The sequence below is a fragment of the Rhizobium sp. MHM7A genome, assembly GCF_005862215.1.
Lineage (GTDB): Bacteria > Pseudomonadota > Alphaproteobacteria > Rhizobiales > Rhizobiaceae > Rhizobium > Rhizobium bangladeshense.
This window is the reverse complement of record NZ_VCHT01000006.1, coordinates 17,916-32,540: the sequence shown is the minus strand read 5'-3', so window position 1 is coordinate 32,540 and position 14,625 is coordinate 17,916. Positions and strand designations below refer to the sequence as shown.

Here is a 14,625-nt window from a genome sequence, read left to right as displayed (position 1 = left end):
AGGAAAACACACAACCACGAGTCCACTCATGCTGAGCAGTTCTCGTTTTTTCTATAGTTTGGACCGGATCTCCGCATCGCCCACAATGCGAGATCTGGAGGCAACGCTGGACGAAGTCCGCCACATCTACGCCATCTCGCATATGGTTCTGCATGTGACCCGCTCCTCGGGCGGCAATGCCACCATCCCGTTGCTGATGCTGACCTATCCGCCCGAATGGGTGAAACAATATCTTGAGCGGGACTATTTCAGCATCGATCCTGTCGTGCGTCTCGGCCGGTGCGGCTTCCTGCCTGTGGAATGGTCCGCTTCGAAATGGGATTCGGGCCGGGTGCACGGCTTCTTCAAGGAAGCCATGGCCTTCGGCGTCGGCCGGCAGGGTGTGACCCTCCCGGTGCGGGGCCCGCGGGGGGAGCGGTCGCTGTTTACCGTGACATCCACGCATCCTGATGCCTACTGGCGGCAGTTTCGGATGGACAGCATGCGGGACCTTCAGTATCTCGCCCACCACCTCCACGACCGGGCAATGGTCTTGTCGGGGATGCGTGAGGCTGCGGATGTTCCGCAATTGTCGCGCCGCGAGGTTCAATGCCTGGAGATGACCGCCAATGGCCTTCTGGCAAAGCAGATCGGCGCCCGATTGTCCATTTCGCTCAGCGCGGTGCAGCTCTATCTCGCCTCGGCGCGCCGGAAGCTGACGGTCGCCACGACGAGCGAAGCCGTCGCCAAGGCGATTGCGCTCGAACTGATATAAGCTTTCCTGGTCTCAGCGTTTGCCTCTGCCGCGCGTTGCCAGGACGTTTCGAATCGAGAAGCTGGAGTGAATCCTGAGGACGCCTGGCATGGCCGACAATATTTCCTTGTGGATCCGTTCGAATTCGCCGGCATTGGCGACTTCCACGCGCAGTAGATAGTCGGATCCTCCCGTCATCAGGAAACATTCGCGGATCTCCGGATGGCGGCGGACGGCCGCCTCGAAACGGTCGAGATAGTCCTCCGTCTGCCGTTCGAGAGTGATGTTGATTATAACGGCAATCATCGCATCCGCATTGCTGGTATCGAGAAGCGCCGTATAGCCCCGGATCACGCCAGTCGTTTCCATGATCTTGATGCGTCTGAGGCAGGCCGATGGCGAAAGGCCAACCTCAGCGGCAAGCTTGGCATTGCTCATCCGGGCGTCGAGGCGCAGCAGCCTCAGGATGTTGCGATCTATCGTGTCAAGGGCGGGCATGATCGATTGTTCCAAATTTTCGTCAATCATGCGCATGAACTTCAAAGATTGCAATAAACGGTCACAGATTGACCGGCAATATCGCTGATTCTTCCATACACTGTCTGGAAATAAGAGGGTGAACATGGACGGCGATATTTTGGATTCCCATGCACGGACTGCCATGATCGCGCAGGGAGCCTCAGGCTATCTTACGATTGATCTTGCCGCACTCGGCCGCAATTATCGGAAGCTCGTGTCGATGCTGGCTCCGGTTCGCGCTGGCGCCGTCGTCAAGGCCGATGCCTATGGCCTCGGCGCGGAACGGGTGGCGAAAACGCTATACGGCCAAGGTTGCCGGCATTTCTTCGTTGCCCAATTCGTCGAAGCCGCGAGGCTGCGGCCGGTGCTTGCGCGGGATGCCCAGGTTTTCGTGCTGAATGGCCTGCAGCCGGGCAATGAAATTGCCTGCGCCGAGATGGGCATTGTTCCGGTTCTCAATTCGCTCGCCCAGTGGCAGCAATGGTCGTCAGCGGCGTGCGCGCTGAAGCGCTGCCTGCCTGCTGTCCTGCAATTCGACACCGGCATGTCGCGGCTCGGCTTTCCCCCGGAAGAAAGGGCGGAACTGGCGACAGCCCTTCGCAACGGCACCAACATCGAAGTCCTGTTCATCATGAGCCACCTGGCTTCGGCAGATGACACCGAGGGCCAGCAGAACAGCGATCAACTGGCAGTAATGTCCCGCATCGCCGACGAATTTCCAGGCTTCGATATTTCCTTCGCCAATTCCGGCGGCGTTTTCCTTGGCAAAGCCTATCATGGCGTGCTCGCCCGGCCGGGCATCGCACTTTACGGCGGCGCTCCAGGCGCCGGCGCGATAAACCCGATGGAGCCGGTCGTCAGCCTCGATGTTGCCGTCGTACAGACGCGGACCGTATCATCAGGCACGAAGGTTGGTTACGGCGGCGCGCATTTCGCGCAACGGCAAATGCGTCTCGCCACCATTGCCGCCGGCTATGCCGACGGCCTGCCGCGCTGCCTCAGCGACCGCGGCGCCGTCTATTACGAGGGCACGCGCCTGCCGATCGTCGGCCGCGTTTCGATGGACAGCATCACCGTCGATATGTCGGCGCTGCCCGAAGGCGCGCTGACGCTCGGCAGTCTTGTCGAGGTGCTCGGTCCGCATCAGACGCTTGAGGATATTGCGCGCGATGCCGACACCATATCTTATGAAATTCTGACCGGTCTCGGCGATCGGTATCACAGGCAATATTGCTGAGAGCCGGCTGGCTCCATCCTTTTGGGGACATCATGAAAGTCATCGTTCTGGGTGCCGGCATCGTCGGTGTCACATCCGCATATCAGCTTGCCAAGGCAGGCCATGAGGTTACCGTCGTCGACCGGCAGTCTGCGCCGGCGCTGGAGACGAGCTTTGCCAATGCCGGCGAAGTCTCCTTCGGCTATTGCTCGCCATGGGCGGCCCCTGGCATTCCGATGAAGGCGATGAAGTGGCTGTTCATGAAACATGCGCCGCTCATCCTTCGCCCGAAATTCGATGTGGCCATGCTCTCCTGGATGGCGAGGATGTTGTCGAACTGCACCTCCGAACGCTACGCGATCAACAAGAGCCGCATGCTGCGCCTTGCCGACTACAGCCGTATCGCGCTCGCCGAGCTCCGCGCCGAAACCAGCATCGCCTATGACGAGCGCATGCAGGGAACCCTGCAGCTGTTTCGCACTGAGCAGCAGCTCGATTCCTCGGCCAAGGACGTCAAGGCGCTCGCCGCCGACGGCATTCCCTATGAGGTGCTCGACCGCGACGGCTGCATTCGCGTAGAGCCGGCGCTCAGGCACGTGCGCGACAAGATCGTCGGCGGCCTGCTGACGCCGAAGGATGAAACCGGTGACTGCTTCAAGTTCACCAATGCGCTCGCCGCCAAGGCCGAGGCGCTCGGCGTCCGTTTCACCTATGGGACGACGATCAAGGCGCTCGACGTCGAAGAGGGCCGCATGCGCGGGATTATCACCGACCGCGGGCGAATGGATGCGGAGGCGGTGGTGGTCGCGCTCGGCAGCTATTCGCCGCTGCTGCTCAAGCCCTTGGGCATCGGCCTGCCGGTCTATCCGGTCAAGGGCTACTCCCTCACCATCCCGATCAGCGATGTGTCACGCGCGCCGGAATCGACCGTCATGGACGAAACCTACAAGATTGCGATCACCCGGCTCGGCGACCGGATCCGCGTCGGCGGCATGGCTGAGATTTCAGGCTATACCAACGATCTCGGTCTCGCCCGCCGCAGCACGCTGGAGCATTCCGTCACCGATCTCTTCCCCGGCGGCGATGTTTCCAAGGCTTCCTTCTGGTCCGGCCTGCGTCCGATGACGCCGGACGGTACGCCGGTCATCGGTCCGACGAAGATCAAGGGCCTGTTCCTCAATACCGGTCACGGCACGCTTGGCTGGACCATGAGCACCGGTTCGGCCCGGCTGATCAGCGACCTCGTCGGCGGCCGCACGCCCGATATCGACGCCAGGGATCTTGCCGTTAGCCGATACGGCTGACGCGAAATGGACGACAGGAGGAATGAACGATATGGTACATGCTTGTCACTTGCGGGCATCACTGTAGGAGGTCACGAATGTCCGTTAGCCCCGATCGGCATGCCCCTGGCAGCGTGGTCCAATCGTCGGCCGTAGCGAATATGTCGTTTCGGGCAACGGTGCAGAACGGAACCGACGCGGATCAGCTCGCGGAAGCACTGTCGACGCCGAGATCCACGATAAGGGTCTCGACCGAAGGCACGATGCCCATTGCATATCGCTGCAATTTCATTTCGATGGAAGATGTCAGCGTGGCCGATTGCTCTTATGAAGGAACGATTTTCTGCAAGCGGGAAGGGGTGGCCGATAAACTGGCTATGTTCCTGCCGAAGCAGGGGATGATGTGGTTCGGCGGCAAGCAAGAGCCGATATATTCGGTACCCGGTCGCGGCGTGATACTGGAACAGGGCAGCGTCAGTGGAACGAGGATCGTCGGCCCCCGCAGTCATTTCTGCCTCTTCATCGACCGCGGCAAGATCGCCGCGCAGCTCACCCATATGTGCGAGCGGACGATCAGCGGCGATGTCGGCTTCCATACCGACATCGATCTGACGGCCGGTCCGGGATTCCTCCTGCAGCAACTCGTCTCGAACCTCCACAGCGGTCTCAGTGGCAACGGCTTGCTGCAACGCTCACCACTGGCCGTCAAATCGCTCTGCGATGCGGCAGTGTACCTGCTTTTGGAGACATGTCCCCATCACTATTCGGAGGAACTGGCGCGTGTCGCTCCGCTCCCGGCCCCGCGCCATGTGAAATGGGCCATGGATTTCATGCAGGAACACATCGCGGAACCGATCTCGCTCAGCGAGATCGCCATGGCGGCCAAGGTAAGCGTTCGGACTTTGCAGCAAGGATTCCGTCAGTTCAGGAACACCACCCCGACCGCCTATCTGCATGAAATCAGGATGGTTGCCGCCCATCGCGAGCTGCTGGAATCAGACGGAACGCAGGCCATCGCCGAAATCGCGTTGAGATGGGGCTTCACCCATCTCGGGCGATTTGCAGCCGACTACAGGAAGCGCTTCGGCCAGTTGCCGTCGCAGACCGTGAAGCGCTAGATGGGCCTTGAAGAGACATGCCGCGAGGGCGAGGTGAACCTATAGAGTAGTCGTGCGGCGGCTGGTTCACCACCGCGTCGGTTGGAGCAAATCCAGGAAAAGTGCGAAGCGGTTTTCCCAGGCAAAGCGAAGCGCTTTTGCCGGTAATTGCGTAAAGTTAGAGCGGTTCTGCGCTTCCGTGAAAAGCTGAACCGCTCTATTGTCGGCAGACTATGCCGCGCGCTTCAGCGCATCGGCGATCGTCGAGACGATCGTGTCGATCTGGTCTTTCTCGATGATCAGCGGCGGTGACAGCGCAATGATATCACCGGTCACGCGGATCAGCAGGCCCTTCTTGAAGCAATCGACGAAGACGTCGTAGGCGCGGGTTCCCGGTGCTCCATCGCGAGGCGCCAGTTCGATCGCGCCGACCAGTCCGAGATTGCGGATATCGACGACACTAGGCAAGCCCTTCAGCGAGTGGAGCGCGTCCTGCCAATATTCGGCTAGGTCCGATGCACGCGTCAGCAGCCTTTCTTGCTCGTAGATTTCGAGGGTGGCGAGCCCCGCCGCGCAGGCGACCGGATGGCCTGAATAGGTATAGCCGTGGAAGAGCTCGATCGCATTGTCGGGTCCGATCATAAGTCCGTCATGAACTTTACGGCTGGCAAAGACCGCGCCCATGGGAATGGCGCCGTTGGTCAGGCCTTTTGCCGCGGTGACCAGATCGGGCACGACGCCGAAATAATCCACCGCGAAAGCTGTGCCGAGACGTCCGAAGCCGGTGATGACTTCGTCGAAGATCAGCAGGATGCCGTACTTGTCGGCGGTCGCGCGCAGCTTCTCCAGATAACCCTTCGGCGGCAGGATAACGCCCGCCGATCCCGACATCGGCTCGACGATGACAGCGGCGATGGTTTCGGCGCCGTGCAACTGCACCAGGCGCTCGAGATCATCGGCCAGTTCCACGCCATGCGCGGGAATCCCTCTCGAATAAGCATTGCGCTCGACGTCGAGCGTGTGGCGCATGTGGTCGGCGGGTATATGGGGGAAGACCCGCCGATTATTGACCAGGCCGCCAACGGAAATGCCGCCGAAGCCGACGCCGTGATAGCCTTTTTCGCGTCCGATGATCCGTGTGCGTGTGCCCTGGCCGATGGCGCGCTGGTAGGCGATGGCGATTTTCAGAGCAGTATCGACCGATTCCGAGCCCGAGCCGGTGAAGAAGATCCTGTCGAGCTTGGCGTCAGCCCCGCCTGGCGCGGTTGCGGCGAGCTTCGCGGCGAAGTCGAAGGCGATCGGATGGCCCATCTGGAACGTCGGGGCATAGTCGAGGGTGGCAAGCTGCCGCTCGACCGCCTGGGCGATCTTCCTGCGGCCGTGACCGGCGTTGCAGCACCAGAGCCCGGCCGTCCCGTCCAGCACCCGGTTTCCATTGACGTCGGTGTAGTACATTCCCTCCGCCGCGGCCAAAAGGCGCGGCGCGGCCTTGAACTGCCGGTTCGCCGTGAACGGCATCCAGAAATTTTCGAGTACGGGCGCGTTCGTCTTGTTCAGCTGGTCCATTCTGGCCTCCCCGGGATGGACCGAGAATGATGATTTCCTCCTTGCAAACAAGTCCTTTTCTTACCCGCCGCAAACCATTGAAATGTAGCGGCTCATCTGACAAGTTTTAGCTATTCTGGACAACGCAAACGGACGCATCATGTCAATAAACATCGGCAGCCGCCTTCGTCATCTTCGCCTCGCCCACAAGCTTTCCCAGCGTGAGCTCGCCAAACGCACCGGTGTGCCGAACTCGACGATCTCGCTGATCGAATCGAACGCCTCCAATCCGTCGGTAGGCGCCTTGAAACGGATTCTCGACGGCATTCCGATCGGTCTGGCGGAATTCTTCGCCTTTGAACCCGAGCGTCCGAAAAAGGCCTTCTACGCCGCCGAGGAGCTCGTGGAGATCGGAAAGGGTGCCATTTCTTACAAGCAGGTTGGCGAAACCCTGTTCGGGCGCAGCCTGCAAATGCTCAAGGAGTGCTACCAGCCGGGCGCCGATACCGGAAAAATCCCACTTGTTCACGAGGGAGAGGAGGGCGGGATCGTGCTCTCTGGAAGGCTCGAGGTCACGGTCGGCGACGAACGGCGCGTGCTGGGGCCAGGCGACGCTTACTATTTCGACAGCCGGCGCCCGCACCGGTTTCGCTGCGTGGGGCCGGTGCCCTGCGAGGTCATTAGCGCCTGCACGCCGCCTACTTTTTAGAGCAATTTCGGCAAAGTGCTTGCTGGTTTGGAAAGTTCGGGGCGGATCGACGAACGGCCCGCCTCCCGCAGTGGCGATTTGAAACGAATCCTGGGCTTAATAGTTCGCCGATACCTTGACGCCGAGACCAAAGGAATGGTGTTCGGCGCGCCCATGGCGGCGCCCACAATCATCGGAACGGGAACCGGTTTTTCCGGGGCGGCGCTGATCGTCAGGCTCTTCGGTCCGTCAAGCAGGTGCTGACGGCGGCCGATACCTGGTTCTGCAGCTCCGGCATGTTGAGCTGCGCCATCATGATCTGCACGAGCGCCTTCAGCGGTTGCGCCAGCTCGCTGCCCGTGACGCCCTGCCTCGAGCCGGCATAGTCGAGCGCCTTCTGGGTCATCGAGGCGTCATCGAAGCGGATTGAGGCGCTGTTGAACATCAGCTGCGGCCGAAATGTTACGGTTGCACTGATAGCTAATTGGGGGTGATGAGATGGGGATAAGCCGGCACAAGCAGGCCGGAGGAAGATTGTCATTCTTCCGACCAATGGGCCGCAAGTTTTTTCTCTATCAGAGTAGTTTTCGACTATCGTCAGACCTGAATTGTGTTTCTTCGATTCTTGCAACCCGAGTCTGGAATGGGCAGAGCTAATCGCCCTTGCCGACAGCCCCGACGCATTCGAGAGTTGTCGTGCGCACACCCCCGCCTCCTTCTGCGGATCAGGTCGTGTGCGCCAGTTTTGGTAAGCGATGCGGAGTTCAATATTTTTGTAAAACTAGGTTGTGGCCTTACGGTTCTGGCGGCTCAGTTCCAAGGCATCCAGGCACGCGTTGAAAGCACGGCGCCGAAGATGATCATGGCTGCGAGAAGCATGTTGCAGGACCTGTTTGCATCTATGAGCGCAATCTTAGGCATTTTCGCTGCGGATCGACGTTATTCAGCTGCTGCGGCCCTCGATGCGGGCGAGCACGCCATCGAGGGCGGCGGTCAGCGCGGCGATGCCGCCCTTCCTGCCGAAGTCGGAGAGAACTTGCTCGTTCAGGCCGCCCCTGGTCGCGAATTCGCGGCTCAGCGTGCTGAAGGGTTCGGCGCTAGGGCCGCTCGCCTTCTGCGCCAGGCTTGCAAAAAGCGGGGCAATGTAGGCGTGGCCCTTTGCCCTTTCAAGGCCGTTCCCTTCAAGCCAGCCGGCCACCGTCTCCATGATCCCGAAATAGGTCGACATCATCGAACTCGCGGCTGCGAGAAGATCGTATTCCTTTCTCGACTGGCATTGCACGGCCGTTCCAAGTGTGTCGAACAGCGCTGCGACTGAGTCATCAGCCGGATAGATTGCAGTCACGCCCTGGCGAGCTGCCACGAAGGGCAGGGGGATCGCCTGCACGAGGCGCACGTTCGCGCCGACCCAATCGATGAGGGCCTGGCGCTCCGTCGCCGCGACGACGCTGACGACCATCTGTCCGTCCGTGAACGAAAGCGCGCGCACGACCTCCTCGGCGATCTGTGGCCGTATTGCCAGGAACACCATGTCGCTGCGATCGACGACGTCCTGATTGTCCTTGGCAATCTTCACGGCGGCGAATTCCCCTGCCAGCGTTTCCGCGATGTGGGCGCTTCGTGGAGAGACGTGAATCTCCAAGGCATAGGTCGGTTCAGCGAGAAGCCCGCGAACCATCGCCTCGGTGATGACGCCGGTTCCGACAAATCCGATGCTTTTGATGTTCACCTGATCACTCCGTAGCTCTAAGCGGTCCTAGCGCGACATCCATTATGGTCGCGACAGGCAAGGAGCGGAAGCCCTGCTCCGCAAGATCGACGGAAACGGACTGATCGCTCAGGCCGATCTCTCCGGTCCGACGGCGCCTTGCGTTGTGGCGTGATGCGCTCGCAGCGGCGGGGCGCATCCACGCCGCGTCAACAATGCCGACATCCGCACCTCGGTCGATGCCGATCCCTCCGACTGTCTGGCCGCCTGCCGGGAGGAGCTCCAGGTAAATTTCATCGCGGCGGCTGACCTCTGGTATGAAGCGCTCATGCAGTTCCGGGAGAATGGCGGCGGGCGGATCGTCAATATGGCAAGCCGCGCCGGCCAACGCGGTTATGCCCTATAGCGCGACCAGGGCCGCCCTGATCTATGTTGCCAACTCGAGCTTTGGGCGCGACGGCGTCGTCGTCTCCATTGCGCCGGGATAAGAGTGCGGACCGACATGGCCGAGGACTTGGTTGCGAAGATCGGCGCATCCCCGATTGACGAGTCTGCCGGCGCAAAGCCGTTCTGCATGCGAAAGGCGAATTGCCGCTCAACCAGGACTTCCGGCATCAGGGAATCCGCGACCTGTGGCGGCGAGATCCCGCTTTCGTTCCGGGCGCCATATGTTTACAAGCGGAAGCTGTAAACAAAAACATCCGACCGAACGGAGGCATCGATCTTGCATATCCTGCGTCGCGCGCTTTTGGGGTCCCTATGGACCATGATCGGCTGGAAACCGTCTTTCGCCGGGCAAGCCAGTCCGGAAAAGGTGACCCAGGAGGAGGCGTCGTCGGTGACGCCCCGGCATGTCCTGTGTTTTCTCGGGCGGGATCGCGACCTCAGCCGCTTGTCCGAAGCGGCAGGGCAAGCGATTCGTGACTTTGCCACCGGATTCAGCGTCGACGAGGATTATTCGCAAGGCGAGCCGGATGAGCGTATGGGAAGGTCATTCGACGTCTGCTGGGATCGGGTCGAACCCGATGCATGGAGCGAGACGGACGAGCAATCCGTCGCCGATCATCAGTCCGTCCTCTATGTCCTCGGGCCGAGCATGGCGAAGGCAGAAACTGTGAAGGTGTCGATGACGGCGCTGCGTCTCGTCGAGCGGCTGATCGAGGCCGGAGCGGTTGCCGTCAAGGGAGAAAGTGCGGGCATCGCGCATGGGCTGGACCGATGGAGAGAGCTGATCCGGCAGGGAGCCGAAGCGCAGGGTGCCGGCGATCTGCTCGCCCAGCGGCGCATCGGCCGCCTGGCCTTTGCGAAGCGGCCGCTCTCGGCGCGCGGATATCTGGAAAGCGTCGGCTTCCACCTGGTGGGGCTGCCGGAGGTCTATGTCCCGGTGACGGCCGGCAGCGAAAGGCAGGTCGTTGCCATCATGGATGCAGTTGCCGACGAAATCGGCAAGAAAGGTCTCGATCCGACGCTCACGGCGCGCGGCGCAAGCCTCTCCTTCGATTCCGTCTATGAAGTAGACGAGTTCAAATTCAATCCCTACGGCATCGTCAAGCTCGCTGGGTGAACCGGTTCGTTCTCGGCGGGCAGCTCAATAGAGGCCGTGGTGATAGTCGTAGCTGCGCAGCCGGAGCTGGGGCTTTTTCGGTCGGCGAAATTGAGCTGCAGCAGTTTCCGCGGGTGAGCGGTATCGATGATCAGCTCGTCCCCGGTCTCCGGGTTGCCGGCCTGCGAGAGGGCGAAGCGCTGGAACGCGAGGCGCACCCACTTCCACCAGTCCGGATTGTTCGGCAAAAGCGCGCACCCATTATATCAGCGGTCGCGACCGGTCATCGAGCGGAGCGGAAATCGGGTCCATGTCGCGCACGGTCCATCTTTTCGAAAACGATCCGAGGATTCGAGCTAAGCCAACTGATCGTTTGAGGGTTGATAACCGACAATATTGCCAACGGAATCTTATCGATTCCGCCGCTTGCCTCATCCAGGCGAATTCCCGGCAAGGCGAAGCGGAATGCAAAGCGGTCTGCCATGGACGGGATCGGTGATGATCCTCGCCTGTACGCTGAAAACCTCGGCGACCCTCTCTTCGGTAACGAGATCGGCCGGCGCGCCGGCGGCGACGATCTCCCCGCCTTTGAGGAAAACCAGCCTATCGCCGTAGCGTGCCGCGAGATTGAGATCGTGCAGGACGAGCACGACGGTTCTGCCGAATTGTTCCTTGAGACGATGAACCAGTTCCAGGCATTCGAGCTGGTGGGCGAGGTCGAGATGGTTGACCGGCTCATCCAGGCAGATGATGTCGGTCTCCTGCGCCAGCACCATCGCAATCCATGCTCGCTGCAGCTGTCCTCCCGAGAGCGAGCCTAGCCTGCGATCGCTGAGATGCCCGACGCCAGTGCCGGCCATCGCCCGCTCGATCGCCTCTCCATCGCCGGCACTCCAGGGCTGCAGCAGCGTCTGGTGCGGATAGCGGCCGAGGCGGACGAGCTCCTGCACCGTCATGTCTTCGGGTGCCGAAGGGCTCTGGGTCAGCAGCCCGATTTTCCTGGCGAGCGCCTTTTCGCCGAGGCTGTGAAGGTTCAACTCCTCGAGGAGGATATGGCCCTTGCTCGGTTTGTGAAGTCTGCGGATTGCTCGGAGCAAAGTGGATTTGCCGCAGCCGTTTGCGCCCGCAAGCACCGTGATCTTGCCCCTGGGGATGGCAAGAGACAGGGAGTGGAGGACGTTGAGCTTGCCGTAGTCGAGGCTGAGCTCCTCGATTGAGATCACGTTGTCGATGGCGGCGGCGTCAGTCATGGCGCTGGTTTCTCATCAGGAGATAAAGGAAGTAGGGGGCGCCGATAACGGCCGGAACCGTTCCGGCGGGTACTTCGGTCGGCGAAAAGAGCACTCGCACGAGGAGATCCGCGCCGACCAGCATCGAGGCCCCGATGAAGAAGCTGCCGATAAGACCGAAATGGACGGTTCGCCCGATCAGCCGGCGCGCGAGATGCGGCGCTATCAGGCCGATGAAGCCGACACCGCCGACGAAGGCAGCGGAAAGCGCGGTCATGGCCGCCGCAAGGACGAAGATCTGGATGCGGAAGCTCGGCAGGTCGAGACCGACGCTTCTCGCTGATGTCTCGTCGAGATCGGCCGGCGGCAGCCTGCGGGCCACGATCAGCACGATCAGCACGAGCGGAAGCATACCGACCGCGGTGATGCGGATTTCATTCCAGTTGATCTCGTTGACGGCGCCGGCAATCCAGCGGGCCGCCTGTCCTGCCTGGTAGACAGGACCGACGAGCATGGCGATCACGGTCAGCGATTTCAAAACCGCGGCGACGGCGGTGCCGAAGAGAAGCAGACGGATCGCCGACGCCGCCTGCCGGCCTGCAAATGCGAAGACGGTGAAGATTGCAAGCACCGATCCGACGACGGCGGCGACCGGCTGATAGGCGACCGATGTGACGAGGGCGTTGGATTCGTTGGAGAGTGCGGCGAGGAAGCAGACGACCGCCAGCGCCGCGCCGTCGACGACGCCGAGTATGCCGGGCGACGCAAGTTCATTGCGGGTGACGCGCTGGAGAAGATAGCCTGCGACCGCAAAGCCGCCGCCTGCCAGGGCGGCGATCACCACGCGTGGCAGGCGGAACTGCAGGATGATGACCGTCTTGCCGCGGATGTCTGCGCCGAAAAGCACGTCCCATACCTGAGCGAGCGGGATCCAGGTGGATCCGAAAGCGATCCCCGTCAGCGCGAGAGCCACGAAGAGGAGGATGATTGCCGCGAGCGTCAGCGGCGCTCTGGAGGCGGCGAGCGAGCCGGCCCGGGCCATCATGCCGCTCTCCGCTTAAGCAGGACGAGCAGAACCACCCCGCCAACGGTCGAGGTGATCGCGCCGACAGGCGCCTCGGCCGGGTAGATGATGAACCGCGCGAGAATATCGGCCGCCGTGGCGTAGATGGCGCCGATCAACGCCGAGGTCACGATGAGGCGGCGATGGTTGAGGCCGACGAAGCGTCTGGCCACATGCGGCACGACGAAACCGACGAAGCCGACCGGGCCTGCCATGCAGACGCTGGCGCCGGTCAGCAGCGAGATGGTGAGGAAGCCGGCCCAGCGCACCACGGCGAGCGGCACGCCGAGATTTGCCGCCGTCGTGTCGTCAGCCTGCAGCGCATCGAGCGGCTGCGCGAGCATCCATGCGACCGAAAGACCCGCCAGAACCACGGGCGCGCCCCCGAGGGCAAAGGCGATCGGTCGGTCGGCGAACGAGCCAGTGAGCCAGAAGAGCAGCTCTTTGAGCTGGGCTTCGTTGGTGGTCAGGATGATCTGGACGATCGAATAGCCGAGGCCTCCGACGGTGACGCCCACCAGCACGATGCGGATCGGCGAGAAGCCTCCGGAGCTGGCGGCGACGCCAAAGACGAGCAGGCTGGTGGCGAGTGCACCGGAGATGGCAGCCATCGACATCCCGGCGATCGAACCGACACCGAACCAGACGCTCGACGCGACCACCGCGAGCGCGGCGCCGCCATTGATGCCGAGCGTATCGGGAGAAGCGATGCGGTTGCGTGCCAGTGTCTGGGTCAGGACGCCGGCGACCCCGAGAGCAGCGCCGACGAGCGGTGCGAGAAGGGCGCGGGGAAGGCGCAGCGTGGTGATGACAACAGAGCTTTCCGAGCCGTCGAAGGAAAAGATCGCGTTCCAGATCGCCGCCGGCGAATATTGCCGGTAGCCCAGCGCCACGCTCGCAACGATGGTAACCGTCAGCGCCGCCCATAGTGCGATCGTCAGCGATATCACGGGACGGGAAGAAGTGGAGAGGGCAATCGGGCGCACGGTTTCAGCTTGACTTTAAGTGGATAATACATCTCATCTTATGGCCCGATCGATTGGTCGAAAAATCATCCGATTGTCAAGTTCGAGGCGTTTGTGCGTACGAGATCCATCCTGTTCGCGGCCATCGCGGCTTTCCTGTCCCTCATCACCGCCGCCGCGGCGAGTGCACGCGAAGTCACCCATGCCATGGGTGTAACCGAAGTGCCGGACGCGCCGAAGAGGATCGTCGTCCTGACCAACGAGGGAACGGAAGCGCTGCTTGCGACCGGTATTACGCCGGTTGGCGCCGTGCGCTCGTGGCTGGGCAAGCCCTGGTACGAGCACATCGCAAAGCAGATGGACGGCGTCACCGTCGTCGGCGACGAGTCGGCCGTCAACCTCGAACTGATCGCCTCGCTGGAGCCCGATCTCATCCTCGGCACCAAGTTCCGGCAGGAGAAGATCTATTCCCAGCTGTCGGCCATCGCGCCGACGGTTCTTTCCGAGCGGATCAGGAGCGATTGGAAGGGCAATATGAAGCTCTACGCCACGGCCGTCGGCAAGCTGCCGGAGGCCGATGCGGCCTTCAAGGCCTATGACGATCGCGTCGCGGCGATCAGCAAGGCGCTGGGAGATAAGAAGGCCGAGAAGATTTCGCTGGTGCGCTTCATGCCCGGCCGCACCCGGATCCTGCTGAAGGATACTTTTGCCGGTAATATATTGAGCCAGGTCGGTTTTAACAGGCCGGCAAACCAGGACCGGATGGAATTCGCCGACGAGGTGACTAAGGAGCGCACGCCGGAATTCGAGGGCGATCGGCTGTTCTACCTCGTCTATGATACCGGGGACGGCAAGACCGCCGCTGCCGCGGCCGACTGGACCTCCGATCCGCTGTGGAAGAACCTTGCCGTCGTCAAGGCAGGCAAGGTCGAGGCCGTCAGCGACGCCGTCTGGAATACGGCCGGCGGCATTATCGCGGCAAACCTGATGCTCGACGATATCGAGAAGATATACGGCCTGCCCGCCTCGCGTTGAG

Annotated in this window: 15 protein-coding genes and 1 pseudogene; 8 read left to right on the top strand and 8 right to left on the bottom strand. The window is 61.6% G+C overall.

All coding sequences use genetic code 11. From position 1 onward, the window contains the following. Positions 1–28: 28 nt before the first annotated feature. Entirely contained in the window at positions 29–754 is a 726-nt protein-coding gene (locus FFR93_RS20320; protein ID WP_064712288.1) for a LuxR family transcriptional regulator, read from the top strand. Between the two features lie 12 nt (positions 755–766). On the opposite strand, the gene FFR93_RS20315 is transcribed toward FFR93_RS20320, so the two are convergent. After that, positions 767–1,231 (bottom strand): Lrp/AsnC family transcriptional regulator, encoded by a 465-nt coding sequence (locus tag FFR93_RS20315; protein ID WP_138394526.1) that lies wholly within the window; start codon positions 1,229–1,231, stop codon positions 767–769. A 124-nt stretch (positions 1,232–1,355) separates the two neighbouring features. On the opposite strand from FFR93_RS20315, the gene alr reads away from it, so the two are divergent. From alr to FFR93_RS20300, 3 genes are all read left to right on the top strand, one after another. Then, a complete protein-coding gene (alr, locus tag FFR93_RS20310; RefSeq protein WP_138394525.1) occupies positions 1,356–2,489 on the top strand; it encodes an alanine racemase in 1,134 nt (377 codons plus the stop codon). 32 nt (positions 2,490–2,521) lie between these two features. Continuing rightward, complete coding sequence (locus tag FFR93_RS20305) at positions 2,522–3,772, top strand: D-amino acid dehydrogenase (RefSeq protein ID WP_138394524.1); 1,251 nt, start codon at positions 2,522–2,524, stop codon at positions 3,770–3,772. Between the two features lie 77 nt (positions 3,773–3,849). Then, positions 3,850–4,869 (top strand): AraC family transcriptional regulator, encoded by a 1,020-nt coding sequence (locus FFR93_RS20300; RefSeq protein ID WP_138394523.1) that lies wholly within the window; start codon positions 3,850–3,852, stop codon positions 4,867–4,869. Positions 4,870–5,079: 210 nt separating this feature from the next. On the opposite strand, the gene FFR93_RS20295 is transcribed toward FFR93_RS20300, so the two are convergent. Further along, the gene (locus tag FFR93_RS20295) at positions 5,080–6,414 is read right to left on the bottom strand and encodes an aspartate aminotransferase family protein (RefSeq protein WP_138394522.1); all 1,335 of its coding nucleotides are present in this window, start codon (positions 6,412–6,414) and stop codon (positions 5,080–5,082) included. Positions 6,415–6,553: 139 nt separating this feature from the next. Here FFR93_RS20295 and FFR93_RS20290 point away from each other — a divergent pair, with 139 nt between their 5' ends. Then, positions 6,554–7,102: a cupin domain-containing protein gene (locus tag FFR93_RS20290; protein WP_064712285.1), complete on the top strand. Its 549-nt coding sequence runs from the start codon at positions 6,554–6,556 to the stop codon at positions 7,100–7,102. Positions 7,103–7,198: 96 nt separating this feature from the next. Here FFR93_RS20290 and FFR93_RS20285 read toward each other — a convergent pair. Together FFR93_RS20285 and FFR93_RS20275 are read right to left on the bottom strand one after the other, a co-directional pair. After that, positions 7,199–7,532: pseudogene (locus FFR93_RS20285) on the bottom strand (hypothetical protein); the annotation flags it as partial. A 492-nt stretch (positions 7,533–8,024) separates the two neighbouring features. Continuing rightward, entirely contained in the window at positions 8,025–8,810 is a 786-nt protein-coding gene (locus FFR93_RS20275; protein ID WP_138394521.1) for a pyrroline-5-carboxylate reductase, read from the bottom strand. Positions 8,811–9,012: 202 nt separating this feature from the next. Here FFR93_RS20275 and FFR93_RS41530 point away from each other — a divergent pair, with 202 nt between their 5' ends. Together FFR93_RS41530 and FFR93_RS20265 are read left to right on the top strand one after the other, a co-directional pair. Next, entirely contained in the window at positions 9,013–9,195 is a 183-nt protein-coding gene (locus tag FFR93_RS41530; RefSeq protein WP_348640331.1) for a hypothetical protein, read from the top strand. Between the two features lie 318 nt (positions 9,196–9,513). Next, positions 9,514–10,353, top strand: a complete 840-nt coding sequence (locus FFR93_RS20265; protein ID WP_138394520.1) for a hypothetical protein — start codon at positions 9,514–9,516, stop codon at positions 10,351–10,353. On the opposite strand, the gene FFR93_RS20260 is transcribed toward FFR93_RS20265, so the two are convergent. The 4 genes from FFR93_RS20260 to FFR93_RS20245 form a co-directional block, all read right to left on the bottom strand. Continuing rightward, entirely contained in the window at positions 10,326–10,580 is a 255-nt protein-coding gene (locus FFR93_RS20260; RefSeq protein WP_138394519.1) for a hypothetical protein, read from the bottom strand. The two genes, FFR93_RS20265 and FFR93_RS20260, sit on opposite strands and share 28 nt — an antisense overlap. Before the next feature lie 183 nt (positions 10,581–10,763). Beyond that, positions 10,764–11,582: an ABC transporter ATP-binding protein gene (locus tag FFR93_RS20255; protein WP_064708537.1), complete on the bottom strand. Its 819-nt coding sequence runs from the start codon at positions 11,580–11,582 to the stop codon at positions 10,764–10,766. Continuing rightward, positions 11,575–12,606 carry an iron ABC transporter permease gene (locus tag FFR93_RS20250; protein ID WP_138394518.1) on the bottom strand — a complete coding sequence of 344 codons (1,032 nt, stop codon included), beginning with the start codon at positions 12,604–12,606 and terminating at the stop codon, positions 11,575–11,577. Before FFR93_RS20250 ends, FFR93_RS20255 begins: the two co-directional genes overlap by 8 nt. After that, positions 12,603–13,610: an iron ABC transporter permease gene (locus tag FFR93_RS20245; RefSeq protein WP_246661342.1), complete on the bottom strand. Its 1,008-nt coding sequence runs from the start codon at positions 13,608–13,610 to the stop codon at positions 12,603–12,605. Before FFR93_RS20245 ends, FFR93_RS20250 begins: the two co-directional genes overlap by 4 nt. A gap of 93 nt (positions 13,611–13,703) precedes the next feature. Here FFR93_RS20245 and FFR93_RS20240 point away from each other — a divergent pair, with 93 nt between their 5' ends. Beyond that, on the top strand, positions 13,704–14,624 hold the full coding sequence (locus FFR93_RS20240) for an iron-siderophore ABC transporter substrate-binding protein (RefSeq protein WP_064708539.1): 921 nt from the start codon (positions 13,704–13,706) through the stop codon (positions 14,622–14,624). The last annotated feature ends 1 nt before the right edge of the window (position 14,625 follow it).